Below are 22,182 nucleotides of genomic sequence, written 5' to 3'. Positions count from 1 at the left end.
GTTTGGGCGACTAGCCCTCTCCACCAACAACTCACTGGGAGTAACACATGAAAACTGTTGGCGACAAGCTCGAGCCTTTCAAGGTTGCCGGCGTCAAGCCCGGCTTCAACCAGCACGAAGAAAACGGTGTCTCGGCCTTCGAAGACATCACCGAAAGCTCGTTCCCCGGCAAGTGGAAGGTGATCTACTTCTACCCGAAGGACTTCACGTTCGTCTGCCCGACCGAGATCGTCGGCTTCAACAAGCTGGCCAAGGATTTCGAAGACCGCGACGCCGTCCTGCTGGGTGGCTCGAGCGACAACGAATTCGTGAAGCTGGCCTGGCGCCGTGAGCATCCGGACCTCTCCAAGCTGGCTCACTACCAGTTCGGCGACACCACCGGTGCCCTGATCGACCAGCTCGGCGTCCGTGAAAAGGGTGCTGGCGTTGCGCTGCGCGCCACCTTCATCGTCGACCCCGACAACACGATCCAGCACGTTTCGGTGAACAACCTGAACGTCGGCCGTAATCCGGAAGAAGTCCTGCGTCTGCTCGACGGTCTGCAGACCGACGAACTGTGCCCGTGCAACCGTACGGTTGGCGGCGCCACGCTGTAAGTTCCTGGCCCGGCTCGTCCGGGCCTTTCCTGCTCCAGACTATAGGTAAAAACTATGGAATTCCTTTCTACCATCAAGGAACAACTACCGGATTGGGCCAAGGACATCCGCCTGAATCTGGACAGCGTCATCGCGCGCTCGACCCTCTCGCAGGAAGACGCGCTGGGCGCCGCCCTGGCCGCGGCCTACGCCTCGAGCAGCCCGTTCCTGGTCGACGCCTTCAAGGGCGCGCTGTCGGAGGGCGACGCCAACGCCGCGCTGACCGCCGCCGCGCTCATGGGCATGAACAACACCTGGTATCCCTACGTGGAAATGACCGGTGACGCCCAGCTCAAGAGCCTGCCCGCCCAGCTGCGCATGAACGCCTACGCCACCCATGGCGGCGTGGAGAAGAAGCGCTTCGAGCTGTTCGCGCTGGTGGCCTCGATCATCGGCAAGTGCCACTTCTGCGTGCAGTCGCACTACGAGAACCTGAAGAAAGACGGGCTCTCGACCGAGCAGCTGCGCGACGCCGGCCGCATCGCCGCCGTGGTGAACGCCGCCGCGCTGGCGCTCAAGGCGCAAGGCAAGTAAGCCCCCCGCCCTGCCCGCGCGGCAGACGGGATGCAGTGAAAGACACCGGCCCTCGCGCCGGTGTTTTTTCGTGGGCGCGCGGCTAGCCCAGCGCGCACAGCGCCCGGCGCTCCACCTCGGAGACGCGCTCGAGCCGGTAGCCGAAGCCATAGATGGTCTTGAGGCGATAGCCGTGTTCGGGGCGCAGCCGCAGCTTGGCGCGCACGATGCAGACGTGGGTGTCGATCGTGCGGGTGATGAGCGGGGCCGCGTGCTGCCAGACGCTCTGCTGGATCACGAGCCGCGACATCGGCTGGCCCTGATGGCGGAACAGCAGCAGCGCCACGCTGAACTCCTTGGGCGTGAGGTGGATGCGCTCGCGGCTGCGCAGGACTTCGTGCGCATCGAGATCGAACAGGAACTCGCCGTAGGTTTCGCGATGGCCGCCCACCTGCCGCTGCTGCACCCGGCGCAGCAGCGCCCACAGCTTGGCGCGCGCCAGCACCGGCGTGGCGGGCTCCTCGAGATAGTCGTCGGCGCCGGCCTGCAACAGGGCCGCGATGCTGGCCTCGGCGCGCCCGGCCGGCACCAGCGCCAGCACGCCGATGCGGCCCTGGCCCTGCTCGCGGGCCCATGCCAGCGCCTGGGCGGTGAGGCCGGTGGGCTGGGCGCTGTCGATCAGCATCAGCGCCGCGGCGCCGGGCGGGGTGCGCGGATCACCGGGCGCGGCCGGACCGAGCGGATCGGGCGGACCGAGCGGACCGAGCGGGCCGGGCGGATCCAGCGAGTCGGGCTGATCGAGCGGCGCGCAGGGGCCGGCCGGGCCGCCGTGCAGCGGCGCGGGCAGGGCCGAGATCGCGGCGTACGCGCGGCACTGGAATCCGGCCGTGGCGCACCACTGCGCGAGCTGCTGGCGACGCTGGGCGTCGTGCGCCAGGATCAGGAGCCAGGGCGCCGGTGCGGCGGCAGCGACGGCGGCGGGCCGGCGCCCGGACGCCGGCCCGGCGGCCGGATCTGACGGGGAGAGGTGGGCGGAGGCATTGAGGACCATAAGCCGATCCGACGAAAAAAGAACATCTTAGCCAGCGGGTACGGTCCGATTCCGCACAGAAACTCTCGCCTCGCCCACGAAGCAGAACGGCCCCCGCAGGGGCCGTCCGCAATCCGGGCGCGGCGCGCCGCGCTTCAGACCTTTACACCCGTGATGTAGCCCACCGTCGCGCCGTGGCGATCACGGTAGTTGGCGCGCACCAGCGCCTCGGTGGCGGGACGGACCTTGTCGTGCAGCTTGTTCCAGTCGCCGGCGTGCTGGAAGTTGCTGGTGATGTAGGTCCAGCCATTGAGCTCGTCCACCGCCTGCAGGCCGGTCGATTCGGCGGCCACCGGGCAGGACAGCACGCGGGCGAGCTGGCGGGTGTCGACGTTATAGGCCCACAGGAAGTTGTTCACGTGGCCGCCGCTGTCCTCGCCGATGAACAGCGTGCGCAGCTTCTCCGAGAACTTGAGGTTGTCGGGGTTGGAGATGCGCTCGGCGTCGTGCACATTGCCCAGCGCGTCGGGCTGCTTCAGGTCCACGCCCACCAGCGCGGCCGGCGGGGCCATGTCCACCGGCACCCACTCGCTGTCGATGGCGCGGCCTTCGGTGTCCTTCTGGCCGCCGCGCAGGTTCAGCGCGTAGACCGCGCCGGCCTTGGGCCCCTCGACCTTGATGCCGCCCGAGCCGTCCAGCATGGAGGCCTCCACGCGCGACATGGCCGAGTAGGCCACGCGGTCGCGCACGTTCACCGTGGTGCCCTCCATCTTGGTGAAGCCGAGGCTGCCGCCCGCCAGCGCGGCGTAGCGGTGCGTCTCGAGAAAGGCGGCCGCCTGCGCCATGCCGGGCTTGATGCGCACCCAGTTGTGGCGGCCCGCGAACGGGATGCGGGTGTAGCCCGGCACGCCCGGGTCCGTCTCGCTCACGTCCATGATGTCGCTGCCGCGCAGCCGGTCGGCCAGCGCGCGGATCTCGTCGCTGGTGGCGTGGCCCAGGCGCACCCAGTCGAGCGTGGCCGAGCCCGGGCCGGTGCTTGACTGCTGGTGCCAGCGCGCCACGTAGAGCGTGCCGGCCGACAGATCTTCGGCGCGGTCGGCCACGAACAGGAACAGGCCGCCGTTGGTGGCGTCGTCGCCCATCAGCGCGGTGCGGCGGTCGGGCATGACCTGGATCAGCTCGTGCGAGATGCGGCCCAGGCAGTAGTGCTTCTTCACCACGCCCGAGCCGTCGGGCTGCACCACCACTTCGGGCAGATGGCCGTAGTGATAGGGATTGGCGGCGTTCTCGTCGCCATACAGATTGCGGCTGTAGGCCTTGAACTGGGCCAGGTCCTTCGCCTTGGGCGAGATCGCGTCGGGCTCGTACTCCTCGCTGGAGAGGTGGGTGTTCCAGGGCGACAGGCTGGCGCCGCAGGTGATCCACAGGCCGTGCACCGCCGAGGTGTCCACCGGCCGATACTGCACCAGCGCGAGGTGGCCCGTGGCCGGATCCTGGTCGAGCGTCAGCACGGCGATCGGCGACGGCAGCTTGCCGTACATCTCGCCGCCAGCCTGGTCGAAGGTCGTGTATTCGAACTGCACCACGGCGAACACCGTGTTGCCCTTCACGCCCGCCACCTTGGGATCGGGCAGCGTCAGCATCGACATGCCGTCGGGGCAGTCGGAGAAGAACTGACGCGCGCGCCCCGGCACGGAGGTGTCCATGATGGGCTGGTTGCGGATGTCGAGATAGCCGCCGGCCAGCAGCGTGCCGCCACGGCCGTCGGGCACCTCGTCGCCGGTCATGAAGAACGGCTCGTAGGCCAGCGCGACGGTCTCTTCGCGCCCGCCGGGATAGCGCAGCACCATGCGCGAGCCGACGGTCGTGCGCGCCATGGCGGCCGGGTCGGCGAGCGTGGGCGCCGGCATGGCCAGGAACGAAACCTGCGCAGGCTGGCCGCGTTGGCCCTGGGCACAGGCGGCCAGCAGCGCGCTGGCGCCGGCGCCGGTGGCGAGCGGCAGCATGGGCGCGCTGCCGAGGAATTTCAGGACGTCGCGGCGAGAGAGGCGGGAGGATTGCGGCATGACGGTCAGGTTCCGGGCAAGTGTCCAAACAGGGTCGGCCGCGATGCTACCGACGCTTTGTGACACTTACGGGACCGCTGCCGCCGCCGCTTGCTACAAGCCGTTAAACGCGGGCGATCATGGCCACCACGGTGGCCGCGATGCCTTCCTTTCGACCGAGATATCCGAGATGCTCGTTGGTCTTGGCCTTGATGTTGACCGCGGCGGGATCGATGCCGAGATCGGCCGCCACGTTGGCGACCATGGCCGGCGCGTGCGGCCCGATCTTGGGCGCCTGCGCATGCACGGTCGCGTCGACGTTGACCACGGTCCAGCCCGCGGCCGCCACGCGCGCCATCGCCTCGCGCAGCAGCACGCGGCTGTCGGCGCCCTTGAAGGCGGGGTCGGTGTCGGGGAAATGGCGGCCGATGTCGCCCAGCGCCGCCGCGCCCAGCACCGCATCGGTGATGGCGTGCAGCAGCACGTCGGCGTCGGAGTGGCCCTGCAGGCCGTGGGAGTGCGGGATCGTGACGCCGCCAATGATCAGCGGACGCCCTTCGACCAGCGCGTGTACGTCGAAGCCTTGGCCGACGCGGAACGGGAAATTCATAGCCATTTTTCCATCAACTCGAAATCTTCAGGCCAGGTGACCTTGAAATTGCGCGCCGAACCCGGCACGAGCCGCGGCGCCAGGCCGCGCGACTCCAGCGCGCTGGCCTCGTCGGTGACGTTGACGCCGGCGGCGCGGGCGTGGGCCAACGCGGCGCCCAGTATGCCAAGCCGGAACATCTGCGGCGTCTGGGCCAGCCAGAGGCCGTCGCGGTCCTGGGTGCGGGCCACGCGCGCGCCGTCCGCACCGGCCTGCTTGACCGTGTCGGGCACCGGCTGCGCCAGCAGGCCGCCCACCGGGTCGTCCTGGCAGGCCTCGATCAGGCGCGCCAGCGCGGCGGCCGGCAGGCCGGGCCGGGCGGCGTCGTGCACCAGCACCCAGGCCTCGGGCGACACGCCTTCGGCCTGGAGCGCGGCCAGCGCCTGCGCCACGGTGTCGGCGCGGGTGGCGCCGCCGCAGGGCAGCCAGCGGGTGCGCGGCAGGCCCGCCAGGGCCGTCTCGACCCAGCCATCGCCGGGCGAGACCGCCACCAGCACCTCGGCGATGCGGGCATCGGCCAGCAGCGCCCGCACGGCATGGCGCAACATGGGCTCGCCGGCCAGCGGCCGGTACTGTTTGGGGAGGGCGGAAGCGCCCGGGCCGGCCGCCCGGCTGCCCACGCCGGCGGCGGGGACGAGGGCGATCAGCGGGGCGGATTCGCGCGGGATGGACGCAATAGGTTCAGACATGGTCAAGAGATTTTATAATCTTCCCCCTGATGGCTGAATCCTCCTCTTCCACCGGCGCCGCGCCGCACCTCCCGTCCACCGCCGCCACGCTGGCCGCGCTCAAGCCCGGCACGCGCTACGCGCAGCCGCGTCCGCCCGGATCGGGCGACGGCTGGCTGCTGGCCGACCTCGCCCGGGCCGCCCGCCGCCCGCTCGTCGTGTTCACGGCCGAGCCGCTCGAGGCGCAGCGCCTGACCGACGAAATCCCGCAGTTCGCGCCCGACCTGCGCGTGCGCCAGCTGCCCGACTGGGAGACGCTGCCCTACGACGCGTTCTCGCCGCACCAGGACCTGATCTCCGAGCGCCTGCACACCCTGCACGCGCTGATGCTCAAGGAGGTCGACATCCTGACCGTGCCGGTCACGACCGCCCTGTACCGGCTCGCGCCGCCGTCGTTCCTCGCGGCCTACACGTTCTCGTTCAAGCAGCGCGACAAGCTCGACGAGCAGGCGCTGCGCGCCCAGCTCACGCTGGCCAACTACACCCACGTCACCCAGGTGACCGCGCCGGGCGAGTTCTGCCTGCGCGGCGGGCTGATCGACCTGTTCCCGATGGGCTCGGTGGTGCCCTACCGCATCGATCTGTTCGACGACGAGATCGAATCGATCCGTGCCTTCGACGTGGACACGCAGCGCAGCCTCTACCCCGTGGGCGAGGTGCAGCTGCTGCCGGGCCGCGAATTCCCGATGGACGAAAACGCGCGCAACCATTTCCGCGCGCGCTTTCGCGAGGTGTTCGAGGGCGATCCCTCGCGCGCCCTGCCCTACAAGGACATCGGCAGCGGCATCGCCTTCGCCGGCGTCGAATACTACCTGCCGCTGTTCTTCGAGCAGACCGCCACGCTGTTCGATTACCTCGCGACCGACACCATCACGGTGACGCTGGGCGACATCGACGGCGCGGTGCAGCGCTTCGCGCAGGACACCGCCAGCCGCCATGGTTTCCTGAAGAGCGACCGCGAGCGCCCGGTGCTGCCGCCCGAGACGCTGTTCCTCGACGGCGAGGGCCTGCACGCCGGCTTCCGCCAGTTCGCGCGGCTGGCGCTCGGCACCGAGCGCGGCCATCCGGACTTCATCGCCGCGCCGGACGTCGGCGTGTCGCGCCGTGCCGACGACCCGGTGGCCAAGCTGCGCACGCTGCTCGACCGCACCGACGCGCGGGTGGTGCTGTGCGCCGACTCGGCCGGCCGGCGCGAAACGCTGAGCCAGATGCTGGCCGAGCAGCGCATCGCGATCGACCTGCAGGCCGACGACGTGCAGGGCTTTCTGCGCGACCACGGCCACTTCGGCCTGGCGGTGGCGCCGCTGTCGGCGGGCTTCGGCCTGCCGCAGTGCGGCCTGGTGTTCCTCACCGAAAACGATCTCTACCCCGGCAACTCGCCGGCCCGGCGCGGCGGCAAGCGCGCCCAGGAACGCACCAGCAACGTCGAGGCGATGGTGCGCGACCTGGCCGAGCTGCGCGCCGGCGACCCCGTGGTGCACGCGCAGCACGGCATCGGCCGCTATCACGGCCTGGTCAACATGGACATGGGCGAAGGCGAGATGGAGTTTCTCCACCTCGAATACGCCAGCGGCAGCACGCTGTATGTGCCGGTGTCGCAGCTGCACGTGATCGCCCGCTACAGCGGCGCCGATCCGGAGGCCGCGCCGCTGCACAGCCTGGGCTCGGGCCAGTGGGACAAGGCGCGCCGCAAGGCCGCCAAGCAGGTGCGCGACACGGCCGCCGAGCTGCTCGCGCTGTATGCGCAGCGCGCGGCGCGCGAGGGCTTCCAATTCAACCTGCCGCTCAACGACTACGAGGCCTTCGCCGAAGGCTTCGGCTTCGAGGAGACGCCCGACCAGTCGGCCGCGATCCAGGCCGTCATCATGGACATGACCTCGGGCCGGCCGATGGACCGCCTGGTGTGTGGCGACGTGGGCTTCGGCAAGACCGAGGTCGCGCTGCGCGCCGCCTTCCTGGCCGTGGCCAACGGCAAGCAGGTCGCCCTGCTCTGCCCCACCACGCTGCTGGCCGAACAGCACGCGCAGACCTTCTCCGACCGCTTCGCCGACTGGCCGGTGCGCGTCGTCGAGCTGTCGCGCTTTCGCTCCGCCAAGGAAGTGGCGGCCGCGGTCGAGGGCATCAACGACGGCCGCGTCGACATCGTGATCGGCACGCACAAGATCCTGTCCAAGGACGTGCGCTTCAAGCGCCTGGGCCTGGTGATCATCGACGAGGAACACCGCTTCGGCGTGCGCCAGAAGGAGTCGCTCAAGGCGCTGCGCGCCGAGGTCGACGTGCTCACGCTCACCGCCACGCCGATCCCGCGCACGCTGGGCATGTCGCTCGAGGGCATCCGCGACTTCTCCGTGATCGCCACCGCGCCGCAGAAGCGCCTGGCGATCAAGACCTTCGTGCGGCGCGAAGACGGCAGCACGATCCGCGAGGCGCTGCTGCGCGAGCTCAAGCGCGGCGGCCAGGCCTACTTCCTGCACAACGAGGTCGAGACCATCCACAACCGGCGCGCCCGCCTCGAAGAGCTGGTGCCGGAGGCGCGCATCGGCGTGGCCCACGGCCAGATGGCCGAACGCGAGCTCGAGCAGGTGATGAAGGGCTTCTATCAGCAGCGCTACAACGTGCTGTTGTGCACCACCATCATCGAGACCGGCATCGACGTGCCCTCGGCCAACACCATCGTGATCCACCGCGCCGACCGCTTCGGCCTGGCCCAGCTGCACCAGCTGCGCGGCCGCGTCGGCCGCTCGCACCACCAGGCCTATGCCTACCTGCTGACGCCGGGCGAGGACGCGATCACGAGCAACGCCAAGAAGCGGCTGGAGGCGATCCAGGCCATGGAGGAGCTGGGCTCCGGCTTCTACCTGGCCATGCACGATCTCGAGATCCGCGGCACCGGCGAGATCCTGGGCGACTCGCAGTCGGGCAACATCCAGGAAGTGGGCTTCTCGATGTACAACGAGATGCTCAACGAGGCGGTGCGCGCGCTCAAGGCGGGCGAGGAGCCCGACCTCGACGCGCCCTTCAACCTCGCCTGCGAGGTCAACCTGCACGCGCCCGCCCTGCTGCCCTCCGACTACTGCCCCGACGTGCACGGCCGGCTGGCGATCTACAAGCGCCTGGCGCACGCGGCCGACGAAGACGACCTGATCCAGATCCAGGAGGAGCTGATCGACCGCTTCGGCAAGCTGCCCGAGGCGGCCCAGACCCTGCTTACCACCCATCGCCTGCGCCTCGCGGCGCAGCCGCTGGGCATCGTCAAGATCGACGCCAGCGAGGCCCAGGCGCTGCTGCAGTTCGGACCCAAGACCAGCGTCGACCCGCTGCGCATCATCGAGCTGGTGCAGAAGCAGCGCCACATCAAGCTGTCGGGCCAGGACCGCCTGCGTATCGAAATCAAGGCGCCGCAAGTGGCCGCCCGCGCCGACGCGGTCCGCGCCGTGCTGCGCTCGCTCAAGTAACCTTCACACCCATGACCACCCTGAACCTCATCATCCAGTCGCCGGCGCTCGCCGTCGAACACGCCGAACAGCTCGCCGCGCTCGCCAGCGCGCAGGGCATCGCCCGCATCAGCACCACCGCCGCCCGCCTGCTCGACGTGCAGGCCGACGAGGCCACCCGCGCCGAGGTGCGCGCCTGGGCCGAGCGCCATGGCATCGACGCGGCCTTCGTGTCGGCCGGCCTGCGCCTGGCCGACTGCAAGGTGCTGGCGATGGACATGGACTCGACGCTGATCAACATCGAATGCATCGACGAGATCGCGGCGATGGCGGGCCTGGGCGACAAGGTGGCCCAGATCACCGAGGCCGCGATGCGCGGCGAGATCAAGGATTTTTCCGAGAGCCTGCGCCGCCGCGTGGCCCTGCTCAAGGGCGTGCCGGCCAGCACCCTGCAGCGGGTCTACGACGAGAAGCTGCTGCTCAACCCGGGCGCGGAACGCATGCTGAGCTCGGTGCAGGCCGCCGGCATCAAGACCCTGCTGGTGTCGGGCGGCTTCACCTTCTTCACCGAGCGCCTGAAGGCCCGCCTCGGGCTCGACCGGTGCTTTGCCAACACGCTGGACGTGGACGCCGACGGCAAGCTGACCGGCTCGGTGCTGGGCGACATCGTGGACGGCGCCGCCAAGGCGCGGCACCTGCAGGCCTTCGCCCAGGAACACGGCGCGGCCACGGCGCAGATCATCGCGATGGGCGACGGCGCCAACGACCTGCCGATGCTCTCGCACGCCGGCTTCCCGGTGGCCTATCACGCCAAGCCCATCGTGCGCGAGCAGACGCGCTACGCGCTCAACGTCACCGGCCTGGACGGCATCCTGAACTGGTTCGAGGCCTGAGCCAGGCGCCCGGCCCGCGCCCCATGAAAAAAAGCCTCCCGACCGGGAGGCTTTTTTTTTTGCTCGCCTGCGCTCAGGCGCGGGCGGGCTTGCGGAACAGGTAGCGGAACACGAAGCCGGGATAGGCCAGCACCAGGTAGAGCGCCAGCGTGATCGCGTAGAACTCCCAGGTCTGGGCAAACGGGTTGCCCAGCGTGACCTCGAAGGCATAGCCCAGGCCGCCGACGATGCCGTAGTACACCAGCAGCTCGACCAGCCGGAGCCAGAACGGCTTGACCACCTCGACCCCGCCCTGCTTCCAGGGCCAGCACGCGAACAGCCGCTCCGTGAGAAACGGCAGGTTCGCGCTGACCAGGGCCAGCGCGATCAGGAGCCAGACTGCGAGCGTCTGATTCACAGGCCCACCGTGCTCAATTGCCGAACGTGCCCTGGATCGCCTGCATGCACAGGGTCATCAGGCCGCTGGGCAGCAGGCCCAGGATCAGGATCAGCGCGCCGTTGACCGACAGCAGGCCGCGTTGCGCGAAGCCGGCCTGGATCGGGGCGACCTCGCCCACGGGCTCGTCGAAGTACACGACCTTGACCACGCGCAGGTAGTAGAACGCGCCGACCAGCGAGAACAGCACGGCCACCACGGCCAGCGTGACGTGGCCCGACTCGACCACGGCCTGCAGCACGGCCAGCTTGGCGTAGAAGCCCACCAGCGGCGGAATGCCGGCCAGCGAGAACATCAGCAGCAGCACGATGAACGCGTGCCACGGGCTGCGGCGGTTCAGGCCCTTCAGGTCATCGATCTGTTCGCACTCGAAACCCTGGCGCGCCAGCAGCAGGATGACGCCGAAGCTCGCCAGCGTGGTGAGCACGTAGGTGATCATGTAGAACAGCGACGCGCTGTAGGCACCGGCCCAGGCCTGCGGCTTGCCATCGACCACGCCCGACGCCAGGCCCAGCAGCACGAAGCCCATGTGCGAGATGGTCGAGTAGGCCAGCATGCGCTTGAAGTTGGTCTGGACGATGGCGGTCAGGTTGCCGATCGCCAGCGACAGCACGGCCAGGATGATCAGCATCGGCTGCCAGTCGGCGGCCAGGCTGTGCATGCCGTCGACCAGCAGGCGCATGGTCATGGCGAACGCGGCCAGCTTGGGCGCGCCGCCCAGGATCAGCGTGACGGCCGTCGGGGCGCCCTGGTAGACGTCGGGGACCCACATGTGGAACGGCACGGCGCCGAGCTTGAAGGCCAGGCCCGACACCAGGAACACGATGCCGAACACCAGGGCCAGCTGCTGCGCCTTGCCGGCGGCGATCACTTCGGCGATCTGCGCCAGGTCGAGGCTGCCGGTGGCACCGTAGACCATCGACATGCCGTAGAGCAGGAAGCCCGAGGCCAGCGCACCCAGCACGAAGTACTTCATGGCGGATTCGGTGGCGACCGGGTCGTCACGGCGCAGCGCGATCAGGGCGTAGAGCGCGAGCGACATCAGCTCGAGGCCGAGGTAGATCGAGATCAGGTTGCCCGACGAGATCATGACCATCTGGCCCAGCAGGGCGAACAGCGTCAGGACATACAGCTCGCCGCCGCGCAGCATCTCGCGATCCTGCGCATAGACGCGGCCGTAGACCAGGGTCACGGCCACCGCGATGTACGACACGATCTTCAGCAGGTGCGAGAAGGAGTCGGTGACGTACATGCCGTGGAACGTCGTGCCCTGCACGCCGTCGGTCCACTGGATGACCGAGACGACGGTGAGCGCGGCCAGCGACAGCAGCGTCAGTGCAAACGTGGTCTTGCGCTCGGGGTGCGTGCTGAACGCATCCACGAGCAGGACGGACAGCCCCAGGACCAGCAACAGGATCTCCGGTGCGGCCAGAGCGAAATTGAGGTGGGATTGCATCATTGTCTAGTCTTACAGTTTCGAGACGGCAACGTGTTGCAGCAGGGCCTCGACCGACACGTGCATCACGTCAGTAAAGGGCTTGGGATAGATCCCCATGTACAACACGGCGATCGCCATGATGCCGAGAATGAAGAACTCACGGCGGTTGAGGTCGACAAGCTCGCGCACGTGGTCGTTGGTGACGTCACCGAAGACGACACGCTTGACCATCCAGAGCGAGTAGGACGCACCCAGGATCAGGGCGGTGGCAGCCAGCAGGCCCACCCAGAAGTTGTGCTCGACGGCGCCCATGATGACCATGAACTCGCCGACGAAACCGCTGGTGGCCGGCAGGCCGCTGTTGGCCATCGAGAACAGCACGAAGAACGTCGCGAAACGCGGCATGACGTTGACCACGCCACCGTAGTCGGCGATCTGGCGCGAGTGCATGCGGTCGTAGAGCACGCCGATACACAGGAACATCGCGCCCGACACGAAGCCGTGCGACACCATCTGGACGATGGCGCCCTCGACGCCGGCGGCGTTGAAGATGAAGAAGCCGAGGGTCACGAAACCCATGTGGGCGACCGACGAATAGGCCACCAGCTTCTTCATGTCTTCCTGGACGATCGCGACCAGGCCGATGTAGATCACCGCGATCAGCGACAGCGTGATCATCAGGCCCGCCAGCGAATGCGCGGCGTCAGGGGTGATCGGCAGCGAGAAGCGCAGGAAACCGTAGGCGCCCAGCTTCAGCATGATGGCGGCCAGCACCACCGAGCCGCCCGTGGGCGCTTCCACGTGGGCGTCGGGCAGCCAGGTGTGCACCGGCCACATCGGCACCTTCACCGCGAAGGCGGCGAGCAGCGCGAGGAAGATCAGGATCTGCGGCGTGTAGCCCAGCTTGGTCTGGTGCCACGTCAGGATGTCGAACGAACCACCCGAGGCATTCCACAGGTAGATGAACGCGATCAGCGTCAGCAGCGAACCCATCAGGGTGTACAGGAAGAACTTGAAGGCCGCGTACACGCGATTCGGACCGCCCCACACACCCACGATGATGTACATCGGGATCAGGGTCGCTTCGAAGAACACGTAGAACAGCATGCCGTCGAGCGCCACGAACACGCCCACCATCAGACCCGACAGGATCAGGAAGGCGGCCATGTACTGCGACACGCGGCTGGTGATCACCTCCCAGCCCGCCAGCACCACGATGATGGTGATGAACGCGGTCAGCAGCACGAACCACATCGAGATGCCGTCCACGCCGAGGTGGTAGTTGATGTTGAAGGCCGGGATCCAGGACGCCTTTTCGACGAACTGCATGGCGGCCGTGGTCTTGTCGAAGCCGGTGTAGACGGGAATGGTGACCAGGAAGCCCGCGATCGAACCGATCAGGGACAGCCCACGCGTCAGGCCGGGCCGGTCGTCGCGGCCCACCGCCAGCACCAGCAGGCCGAATACGATCGGGACAAAGATCGCAAGCGTGAGCCAGGGGAAAGTGTTGGATGCCATCTCGCTTGCCATCATTGGGGAATCAGCACAAAGAAAGTGACCAGCGCCATGATGCCGATGATCATTGCGAACGCGTAGTGATAGATGTAGCCGGACTGCAGGTGGCGGCTGACCGCTGCCACCCAGCCCACCACGCGGGCGCTGCCGTTGACCAGCAGGCCGTCGATCAGGCGACGGTCGCCGGTCTGCCACAGGCCGCGGCCCAGGCAGCGTGCGCCACGCGAGATGACCTGCTCATTGACCCAGTCGACGAAGTACTTGTTTTCCAGCACTTTGTTGACGCCCGACAGGCTCTTCTGGATCGCGGCCGGCACCTTGGGATTGATCAGGTAGCAGTACCAGGCGATCACGGCGCCGGCGACCACCAGCCAGAACGGCAGGGTCTGGAACGCGTGCAGGCCATAGGCCACCCAGCCGTGCCAGTGCTCGGACAGGTCAGCCATCGCTTCGTGCTTCGGCAGCACGGTGATCACGCCTTCGAAATACTTGCCGAACAGCATCGGATCCACCACCAGCGCGCCGATGATGACCGACGGGATGGCCAGCAGCACCAGCGGCAGCGTGACGACCCAGGGCGACTCGTGCGGCTTGCCGCCGTGGTGGCCGTGGCCGTGGTCGTCGTGACCATGGTCGTCGTGGGCGTGGTGATCGTCATGGCCGTGGCCGTGATCGTGGCCGTGCTCGGGGAAGCGCTCCTTGCCGTGGAAGACCAGGAAGTAGACGCGGAACGAGTACAGCGAGGTCACGAACACGCCGATCAGCACCGCGTAGTACGCGAAGGTCGCGCCCCACACGTTGGCGGCACCGGCGGCCTCGATGATGTTTTCCTTCGAGTAGAAACCCGAGAAGAACGGCGTGCCGACCAGGGCCAGCGTGCCGATCAGGAACGTGATCCAGGTGATGGGCATGTACTTGCGCAGGCCACCCATGTTGCGGATGTCCTGGTCGTGGTGCATGCCGATGATGACCGAGCCCGCACCCAGGAACAGCAGCGCCTTGAAGAACGCGTGCGTCATCAGGTGGAAGATCGCGACCGAGTAGGCCGAGGCGCCCAGCGCGACGGTCATGTAGCCCAGCTGCGACAGCGTCGAGTAGGCGACCACGCGCTTGATGTCGTTCTGGATGATGCCCAGGATCCCCAGGAACAGCGCGCCGATGGCGCCGATCACGATGATGAACGACAGCGCGGTGTCCGACAGCTCGAACAGCGGCGAGAAACGCGCGACCATGAAGATGCCGGCCGTCACCATGGTGGCGGCGTGGATCAGCGCGGAGATCGGGGTCGGGCCTTCCATCGAGTCCGGCAGCCAGGCGTGCAGCGGCACCTGGGCCGACTTGCCCATGGCGCCGATGAACAGGCAGATACACGCGACGGTCAGCAGCATCCAGTCGGAACCCGGCAGCGTCATGGCGGCCAGCTTGTCGGCCTGCGCGAACACCTCACCGTAGTGCATGGTGCCGGCGTAGGCGAACAGCAGGCCGATGCCGAGCACGAAGCCGAAGTCGCCGACGCGGTTGATCAGGAACGCCTTCATGTTGGCGAAGATCGCGGTCGGACGGGTGTACCAGAAGCCGATCAGCAGGTACGACACCAGGCCCACGGCTTCCCAGCCGAAGAACAGCTGGACCATGTTGTTGGACATGACCAGCATCAGCATCGAGAAGGTGAACAGCGAGATGTACGAGAAGAAGCGCTGGTAACCGGGATCGTCGGCCATGTAGCCGATGGTGTAGATGTGCACCATCAGCGAGACCGAGGTCACGACGACCATCATCATGGCCGACAGCGGATCGATCAGGAAGCCGATTTCCAGCTTGGTCTGGCCGATCAGCGTCCAGGTGTAGACGGCGCCGTCGAAGCGCAGGCCGTTGAGCACGTCGCCCAGGACCACGACGGAACCGATCGCCGAGATCAGCACGCCCAGGATGGTGATGCAATGCGCGGCGCGGCGCCCGACCGGACGGCCGAGAAAGCCCGTGCCGAACAGCCCGGCGAGAATCGCGCCCGCCAGCGGCGCCAGCGCGATAAGCAAGTAGAGATTGGGTGAACTAGACATTTTCTTCCAATACCCCGTCAGCCCTTCAGGCGATCGAGATCGTCAACGTTGATCGTGTTCAGGTTGCGGAACAGCAGCACCAGGATCGCGAGGCCGATGGCGGCCTCGGCCGCGGCCACGGTCAGAATGAAGAACACGAACACCTGGCCGGCGGTGTCGCCGAACCAGCTCGAGAACGCCACGAAGTTCATGTTGACGGCCAGGAGCACGAGCTCGATGGACATCAGCAGGATGATCAGGTTGCGGCGGTTGAGGAAAATGCCAAAGATGCCGATGGCGAACAGGATCGCCCCCAGAATCAGGAAATGGGCCAGCGTCAGCGTCATTGTTTTTCTCCTTGGGCGGCGCCTTCGGCAGCGGCCGGCGGCGTGGCCGTACGGCCTTGCGCACGGTCGCTCTGGGCCGTCATCTTGACCATGCGGAAGCGATCCTTGGCGCGCACGCGCACGGCGGCAACCGGGTCGTTGTACTTGACGTCGCGACGGCGGCGCAGGGTCAGCGCGATCGCCGCCACCATGCCGACCAGCAGCAGCGCGGCACCGACTTCGATGCCGAACAGGTACTGCGTGTACATCGCTTCGCCCAGCGCGCGGGCGTTGTTGTAGTCACCCGCCTGGGCGATCTGCGGACCGATGTCGCCCCAGGTCGAAACCAGGACGAACGACATTTCCACGACCATGACCAGACCGATCACCAGGCCGAGCGGCAGGTAGGTCTTGAGGCCACGGCGCATGTGGTCGATGCGGATGTCGAGCATCATCACGACGAACAGGAACAGCACCATCACGGCGCCGACGTACACCAGCACCAGCAGCAGCGCCAGGAACTCGGCGCCCAGCAGCATCCAGATCATGGCCGCGTTCGAGAACGCGAGGATCAGGTGCAGCACGGCGGTCACCGGGCTGCGCGCGGTGATGACGCGGAAGGCGGCCACCACCAGGACGAACGCCAGTATGTAGAACAGGACAGAAGTAAAAGTCATGGATCAGACCCTGGCGATCAACGGTAAGGCGCGTCTTCGGCCCGGCGTTGGGCGATTTCGGCTTCGTAGCGGTCGCCAACGGCGAGCAGCATGTCTTTGGTGAAGTACAGGTCGCCGCGCTTTTCACCGTGGTACTCGTGAATGTGCGTTTCGACGATCGAGTCCACCGGGCAGCTTTCCTCACAGAAACCGCAGAAGATGCACTTGGTCAGGTCGATGTCGTAGCGCGTGGTGCGGCGGGTGCCGTCTTCACGCTGGTCCGATTCGATGGTGATGGCCATCGCCGGGCAGACCGCCTCACAGAGCTTGCAGGCGATGCAGCGCTCTTCCCCATTGGGGTAGCGGCGCAGCGCGTGCAGGCCACGGAAACGGGCCGAGGTCGGCGTCTTTTCCATCGGGTAGCGCAGGGTGACCTTGCGCTTGAAGAAGTACTTGCCCGTCAGGCGCATGCCCTTGAGCAGTTCAGTCAGCATCAAGCTGCTGAAAAAATCTTTGATCGCTTCCATATCCAGCCTCAATCCGGCGGCTTAGCGCCAAATGTTCCAGGGCGTCTGCATCCAGACCGCCACGACGACCAGCCACACGCCGGTCAGCGGGATGAAAATCTTCCAGCCCAAACGCATGATCTGGTCGTAGCGGTAGCGCGGGAACGACGCACGGAACCACACGAACAACGAGACCACGAAGAAGGTCTTGATGCCGAGCCAGATCCAGCCCGGGATCCAGTTCAGCGGCGCGATGTCGATCGGCGACATCCAGCCACCCAGGAACATGATCGATGCCATGCACGACAGCAGGATCATGTTGGCGTATTCGCCCAGGAAGAACAGCGCGAACGCCATGCCCGAGTATTCGACCATGTGGCCGGCCACGATTTCCGATTCGCCTTCCACCACGTCGAACGGGTGGCGGTTGGTTTCGGCAACGGCCGAGATCACGTAGATCACGAACAGCGGCAGCAGCGGCAGCCAGTTCCAGGACATGAACGAAATGCCGCGTTCGGCGAACCAGCCGCGGTTCTGGCCCAGCACGATCTCGCTCATGTTGAGGCTGCCGGAAACCAGCAGCACCGTGACGAGCACGAAGCCGATCGCCAGTTCGTAGGACACCATCTGGGCCGAGGCACGCAGCGCGCCCAGGAACGCGTACTTCGAGTTCGAGGCCCAGCCGGCCACGATCACGCCATACACGCCGATCGAGGTGATCGCCATCACGTAGAGCAGGCCGGCGTTGACGTTGGCCAGGACCACGTCAGGACCGAACGGCACCACCGCCCACGCGGCCAGGGCCGGCATGAGCGTGACCACCGGTGCCACGATGAACAGCACCTTGTTGGCCTCGGACGGCACCACCACTTCTTTGGTGAGCAGCTTGAACACGTCTGCGAACGGCTGCAGCAGGCCCTTGAAACCGACGCGAGTCGGTCCCAGGCGGGCGTGCATGAAGCCGATCATCTTGCGTTCCCACAGCGTGAGATATGCCACGCAGAGGATGATGGGCACTGCGATTACAACGATCTTGATGACGGTCCAGACCACCATCCATGCCGTGGGTCCGAGCAGCGCCGTACCCTGAAGATTGAGCCATTCCATCAGGCACGCTCCACGCTGATTTGACCGAAGGCGCCACCCAGGGCGGCGGTGTCTGCGAACGCAGCGGCGATGCGCACGGCGTTGTCGGCCACGGCGTCGTCCTGCACGGTTTCGAGTTCGACCGCGCCCTGCGCGCTCGCGACCCGCACCCGCACACCGGCGGTCAGGTTCAGCGCTGCCAGCGTGCGGCCGTTCATGCGCGCACGGGGTGCACGCGAGGCGGCCGCAGCCTGCAGCGGTTCGGAACGGCGCGCGATGGCGTCGCTGCGGAAGATCGGCACGTCGGCCACGCGCTCGAGCGCGCCGGCGGGCTTGCCCAGGCCGAGAGCGGCCTTGATCTCATTGGACAGGCGGCCTTCGATGCCACCGGCCAGCGCCGCATCACGCACGGCTTCCGAGGTTTCTTCCTCGAAACCGGCGAGGTGCAGCACGTTGCCCAGCACGCGCAGGACCTTCCAGGCGGGACGGGTCTGGCCGAACGGCGCGACCGTGCCCTTGAAGCTCTGGGCGCGGCCTTCGGCGTTGACGTAGGTGCCCGAGGTTTCGGTGAACGGCGAGACCGGCAGCATCACGTCGGCCCAGTCCTGTGCCGACGAGCGGAACGGGGTGAGCGCGACGGCGAACTGGGCGCCGGACAGCGCGGCCAGGGCCTGCGGGCCGTTGTCGGCGTCGAGCGCCGGTTCGGCGTGCAGCACGATGTAGGCCTTGAGCGGCTCGGCCAGCATCTGGGCGGCGTTCTTGCCGGACTTGCCCGGCACGGCGCCAGCCAGATAGCCACCGACGGTGTTGCCGCCGGCGGTCAGGAAGCCGAACTTGCCACCGGCCAGGCGGGCGATGGCCTGCGCGTTGGCGGCCAGGGTGCTGGCGGCGGGCGACGCCACGGCCAGGTTGCCCAGCAGCACGGCGGTGTTCGAGCCCGAGGCCAGGCTGGCGGCGATGCGCTTGGCATCCTCGCCCGGCGTGACGTTGGCGAACTCGGCCGGCACGGCCTGTTCCTTGGCCTGGGCCAGCGCGACGGCCACTTCGGCCAGGCCGCGGGCCAGCTCGGACGGGCCGAGGGTCAGGCGGCCGGTGACCGGCATCAGCGGATCGTCGGCGGCGCTGTCGACCAGCAGGATCTGCGTGCCGCGCTTGGCGGCCTGGCGCAGACGCTGGGCCATCAGCGGATGGTCCTTGCGCAGGAACGAACCCACGACCAGCACGCGGTCGGCGGTGTCGAGGTCGGCGATGGCCATGCCCAGCCACGGCGCGCCCGACAGGGCGGCGTCGAAACCGGCATCGGTCTGGCGCAGACGGAAGTCGATGTTTTCCGAACCCAGCGCGCGCACCAGGCGGTTGAGCAGCGCGAATTCTTCGGTGGTGGCGTATTCGGAAGCCAGCGCGCCGATCTGGCCGGCGCCGAAGCTTTCACGCACGCGCGACAGACCCTGGGCCACGGCCTGCAGGGCGTCGGCCCACGAGGCTTCCTGCCACTTGCCGTCGGCGCCCTTGATCATCGGCGCGGCCAGGCGGTCTTCGCTGTTGAGGCCTTCGTACGAGAAACGGTCGCGGTCGCTGATCCAGCATTCGTTGACGTCTTCGTTTTCGAACGGCACCACGCGCAGCACGCGGTCGCCCTTGACCTGGACGACCAGGTTGGCGCCCACGCTGTCGTGCGGGCTGACCGAGCGGCGACGCGCCAGTTCCCAGGTACGGGCGCTGTAGCGGAACGGCTTGGAGGTCAGCGCGCCGACCGGACAGATGTCGATCATGTTGCCCGAGAGCTCGGACTCGATCGAGCGGCCCACGAACGAGGTGATCTCGGAATGCTCGCCGCGGCCCAGCATGCCCAGCTCCATGACGCCGGCGATTTCCTGGCCGAAGCGCACGCAGCGGGTGCAGTGGATGCAACGCGACATTTCCTCGGCCGACACCAGCGGGCCGAGATCCTTGTGGAACACCACGCGCTTTTCTTCGGCGTAGCGCGAGGCCGAGCCACCATAGCCCACGGCCAGATCCTGCAGCTGGCACTCACCACCCTGGTCGCAGATCGGGCAATCCAGCGGGTGATTGATCAGCAGGAATTCCATGACCGACTTCTGGGCGGCCTTGGCTTTCTCGGAGCACGTGTGCACGACCATGCCATTGGTGACAGGCGTGGCGCAGGCGGGCAGCGCCTTGGGCGCCTTTTCCACTTCAACCAGGCACATGCGGCAGTTGGCCGCGATGGACAGTTTCTTGTGGTAGCAGAAATGCGGCACATACAGGCCGATCTTTTGGGCCGCATGCATCACCATGCTGCCTTCCGGCACTTCGACCTGATTGCCGTCGACGGTTAGTTCAACCATTGCTGTTCCTGAGACCTACAGATATTGCGGGACCACACAAGACTTATGCTCGATGTGGTGCGCGAATTCGTCGCGAAAATGCTTGATGAAGCTGCGAACGGGCATGGCGGCGGCATCACCGAGGGCGCAGATCGTGCGACCCATGATGTTGCTGGCCACGTTGTCGAGCATGTCCAGATCTTCCGGACGGCCCTGGCCGGTTTCGATGCGATGCACCATGCGGTAGAGCCAGCCGGTGCCTTCACGGCACGGCGTGCACTGGCCGCAGCTCTCTTCGAAGTAGAAGTACGACAGACGCAGCAGCGACTTCACCATGCAACGCGTTTCGTCCATCACGATGACGGCGCCCGAGCCCAGCATCGAGCCGGCCTTGGAGATGGAGTCATAGTCCATCGTGCATTCCATCATGATGTCGGCGGGCAGCACCGGGGCGCTGGAGCCGCCAGGAATCACGGCCTTGAGCTTCTTGCCGCCGCGCATGCCGCCGGCCAGCTCGAGCAAGGTCGAGAACGGGGTGCCGAGCGGGATCTCGTAGTTGCCGGGACGTTCGACGTCGCCGGTGATCGAGAACAGCTTGGTGCCGCCGTTGTTGGGTTTGCCGACTTCGAGGTAGGCCTGGCCGCCGTTGCGGATGATCCAGGGCACCGCCGCGAAGGTCTCGGTGTTGTTGATCGTGGTGGGCTTGCCGTACAGGCCGAAGCTCGCCGGGAACGGCGGCTTGAAGCGCGGCTGGCCCTTCTTGCCTTCGAGCGACTCGAGCAGCGCGGTTTCTTCGCCACAGATGTAGGCGCCGTAGCCGTGGAACGCGTGCAGCTGGAAGTTGTAGTCGGTGCCCAGGATCTTGTCGCCCAGGAAGCCGGCCGCGCGGGCCTCTTCGAGCGCCTCTTCGAAGCGTTCGTACACTTCGAAGATTTCACCGTGGATGTAGTTGTAGCCGACGCTGATCCCCATGGCGTAGGCGGCGATCGCCATGCCTTCGATCACGATGTGGGGATTGAAGCGCAGGATGTCGCGATCCTTGAACGTGCCGGGCTCGCCTTCGTCGGAGTTGCAGACGAGGTACTTCTGGCCCGGGAACGCGCGCGGCATGAAGCTCCACTTCAGGCCGGTCGGGAAGCCCGCGCCGCCACGGCCGCGCAGACCCGATGCCTTCACTTCGGCGATCACGTCCTCGGGCTTCATGCCGGTCGTCAGGATCTTGCGCAGGGCCTCGTAGCCGCCGCGCTTGACGTAGTCGGCCAGGCGCCAGTTGTCGCCGTTGACGTCGGCCATGATCTGCGGCTGGATGTGCCGGCCGTGGAAGACCATCGAGGTCGACAGGTCGTTCGAGGGGTTGGGCTCCAGGCCCTGGGCCAACCGCTTGTACAGTTCCGGCGCGTTCATGCCGAGTCTCCTTGCGCCTTCAGGCCGTCGACCAGCGCGTCGAGCTTCTCTTCGGTCATGCGCACGCACATATGCTTGTTGTTCACGATCACGACCGGCGAATCGCCGCAGGCGCCCATGCACTCGCCCTCGATGAGGGTGAATTTGCCGTCGGCGGTCGTTTCGCGGTAATCGACCCCGAGCTTGCGCTTGAGGTAATCGCCAGCACGTTCGCCATCACGCAAGGCACAGGGCAGATTCGTGCACACTGCGATCTTGTGTTGGCCGACGGGCTTGACGTCGAACATGTTGTAGAACGTGGCGACTTCCTGGACCGCGATGGGCGGGACGCCAATGTACTTGGCCACGTCTTCGAGGATTTCGGCGGGCAACCAGCCCTTCTCTTCTTGCGCGATGGCAAGCGAGGCCATGATCGCCGACTGCCGTTGGTCGGCCGGGAACTTGGCCAGTTCCCGATCGATTTTCTGGTAGGCCTGTGCGGAAAGCAGCATAGTTTGAATCCGGATTTATGCGGGCGCTCTA

The 22,182-nt window shown here is 67.0% G+C and carries 19 protein-coding genes; 4 read left to right on the top strand and 15 right to left on the bottom strand.

Going from position 1 to position 22,182, the window contains the following annotated elements:
* Positions 1–47 precede the first annotated feature (47 nt).
* Both CEG14_RS06610 and CEG14_RS06605 read left to right on the top strand, forming a co-directional pair.
* A complete protein-coding gene (locus CEG14_RS06610; RefSeq protein WP_094825569.1) occupies positions 48–596 on the top strand; it encodes a peroxiredoxin in 549 nt (182 codons plus the stop codon).
* Between the two features lie 54 nt (positions 597–650).
* Positions 651–1,169: a carboxymuconolactone decarboxylase family protein gene (locus tag CEG14_RS06605; RefSeq protein WP_094825568.1), complete on the top strand. Its 519-nt coding sequence runs from the start codon at positions 651–653 to the stop codon at positions 1,167–1,169.
* Between the two features lie 82 nt (positions 1,170–1,251).
* Here the strand turns inward: CEG14_RS06605 and CEG14_RS26280 are convergent, their stop codons facing one another.
* The 4 genes from CEG14_RS26280 to ispD all read right to left on the bottom strand — a co-directional run bounded on the left by CEG14_RS26280 (position 1,252) and on the right by ispD (position 5,561).
* A complete protein-coding gene (locus tag CEG14_RS26280) occupies positions 1,252–2,199 on the bottom strand; it encodes a winged helix-turn-helix transcriptional regulator (protein WP_179280549.1) in 948 nt (315 codons plus the stop codon).
* 134 nt (positions 2,200–2,333) lie between these two features.
* Positions 2,334–4,244, bottom strand: coding sequence for a PhoX family protein (locus tag CEG14_RS06595; protein WP_094825566.1), 1,911 nt, complete (start codon positions 4,242–4,244; stop codon positions 2,334–2,336).
* Positions 4,245–4,347: 103 nt separating this feature from the next.
* Positions 4,348–4,833, bottom strand: a complete 486-nt coding sequence (gene ispF, locus CEG14_RS06590) for a 2-C-methyl-D-erythritol 2,4-cyclodiphosphate synthase (RefSeq protein WP_094825565.1) — start codon at positions 4,831–4,833, stop codon at positions 4,348–4,350.
* Positions 4,830–5,561 carry a 2-C-methyl-D-erythritol 4-phosphate cytidylyltransferase gene (gene ispD / locus CEG14_RS06585; RefSeq protein ID WP_094825910.1) on the bottom strand — a complete coding sequence of 244 codons (732 nt, stop codon included), beginning with the start codon at positions 5,559–5,561 and terminating at the stop codon, positions 4,830–4,832. The genes ispF and ispD overlap by 4 nt, the downstream gene beginning before the upstream one ends.
* Before the next feature lie 29 nt (positions 5,562–5,590).
* Here ispD and mfd point away from each other — a divergent pair, with 29 nt between their 5' ends.
* Together mfd and serB are read left to right on the top strand one after the other, a co-directional pair.
* On the top strand, positions 5,591–9,055 hold the full coding sequence (gene mfd, locus CEG14_RS06580) for a transcription-repair coupling factor (RefSeq protein ID WP_094825564.1): 3,465 nt from the start codon (positions 5,591–5,593) through the stop codon (positions 9,053–9,055).
* Between the two features lie 11 nt (positions 9,056–9,066).
* Positions 9,067–9,927, top strand: a complete 861-nt coding sequence (serB, locus tag CEG14_RS06575; RefSeq protein WP_094825563.1) for a phosphoserine phosphatase SerB — start codon at positions 9,067–9,069, stop codon at positions 9,925–9,927.
* A 73-nt stretch (positions 9,928–10,000) separates the two neighbouring features.
* On the opposite strand, the gene CEG14_RS06570 is transcribed toward serB, so the two are convergent.
* Genes CEG14_RS06570 through nuoE form a run of 11 tightly spaced genes read right to left on the bottom strand, consistent with a single transcriptional unit; the run spans position 10,001 to position 22,151 of the window.
* Positions 10,001–10,324 (bottom strand): DUF2818 family protein, encoded by a 324-nt coding sequence (locus CEG14_RS06570; protein WP_094825562.1) that lies wholly within the window; start codon positions 10,322–10,324, stop codon positions 10,001–10,003.
* A 13-nt stretch (positions 10,325–10,337) separates the two neighbouring features.
* Positions 10,338–11,822, bottom strand: a complete 1,485-nt coding sequence (nuoN, locus tag CEG14_RS06565; RefSeq protein WP_094825561.1) for an NADH-quinone oxidoreductase subunit NuoN — start codon at positions 11,820–11,822, stop codon at positions 10,338–10,340.
* Between the two features lie 9 nt (positions 11,823–11,831).
* Positions 11,832–13,334 carry an NADH-quinone oxidoreductase subunit M gene (locus CEG14_RS06560; RefSeq protein ID WP_094825560.1) on the bottom strand — a complete coding sequence of 501 codons (1,503 nt, stop codon included), beginning with the start codon at positions 13,332–13,334 and terminating at the stop codon, positions 11,832–11,834.
* The gene (gene nuoL, locus CEG14_RS06555; RefSeq protein WP_094825559.1) at positions 13,331–15,376 is read right to left on the bottom strand and encodes an NADH-quinone oxidoreductase subunit L; all 2,046 of its coding nucleotides are present in this window, start codon (positions 15,374–15,376) and stop codon (positions 13,331–13,333) included. Before nuoL ends, CEG14_RS06560 begins: the two co-directional genes overlap by 4 nt.
* Positions 15,377–15,393: 17 nt before the next feature.
* Positions 15,394–15,702, bottom strand: coding sequence for an NADH-quinone oxidoreductase subunit NuoK (gene nuoK, locus CEG14_RS06550; protein ID WP_094825558.1), 309 nt, complete (start codon positions 15,700–15,702; stop codon positions 15,394–15,396).
* Complete coding sequence (locus CEG14_RS06545) at positions 15,699–16,358, bottom strand: NADH-quinone oxidoreductase subunit J (RefSeq protein ID WP_094825557.1); 660 nt, start codon at positions 16,356–16,358, stop codon at positions 15,699–15,701. Before CEG14_RS06545 ends, nuoK begins: the two co-directional genes overlap by 4 nt.
* 17 nt (positions 16,359–16,375) lie before the next feature.
* Entirely contained in the window at positions 16,376–16,864 is a 489-nt protein-coding gene (nuoI, locus tag CEG14_RS06540; protein ID WP_094825556.1) for an NADH-quinone oxidoreductase subunit NuoI, read from the bottom strand.
* Positions 16,865–16,885: 21 nt separating this feature from the next.
* Positions 16,886–17,950, bottom strand: a complete 1,065-nt coding sequence (gene nuoH / locus CEG14_RS06535; RefSeq protein WP_094825555.1) for an NADH-quinone oxidoreductase subunit NuoH — start codon at positions 17,948–17,950, stop codon at positions 16,886–16,888.
* Positions 17,950–20,277, bottom strand: a complete 2,328-nt coding sequence (gene nuoG / locus CEG14_RS06530; protein ID WP_094825554.1) for an NADH-quinone oxidoreductase subunit NuoG — start codon at positions 20,275–20,277, stop codon at positions 17,950–17,952. Before nuoG ends, nuoH begins: the two co-directional genes overlap by 1 nt.
* A gap of 15 nt (positions 20,278–20,292) precedes the next feature.
* Positions 20,293–21,660 carry an NADH-quinone oxidoreductase subunit NuoF gene (gene nuoF, locus CEG14_RS06525; protein ID WP_094825553.1) on the bottom strand — a complete coding sequence of 456 codons (1,368 nt, stop codon included), beginning with the start codon at positions 21,658–21,660 and terminating at the stop codon, positions 20,293–20,295.
* Complete coding sequence (gene nuoE, locus CEG14_RS06520; RefSeq protein WP_094825552.1) at positions 21,657–22,151, bottom strand: NADH-quinone oxidoreductase subunit NuoE; 495 nt, start codon at positions 22,149–22,151, stop codon at positions 21,657–21,659. Before nuoE ends, nuoF begins: the two co-directional genes overlap by 4 nt.
* Positions 22,152–22,182: the final 31 nt, after the last annotated feature.

The sequence above is a fragment of the Bordetella genomosp. 1 genome (assembly GCF_002261335.1).
Taxonomy (GTDB): Bacteria; Pseudomonadota; Gammaproteobacteria; order Burkholderiales; family Burkholderiaceae_B; genus Bordetella.
This window is presented reverse-complemented; position numbering and strand designations above follow the sequence as displayed.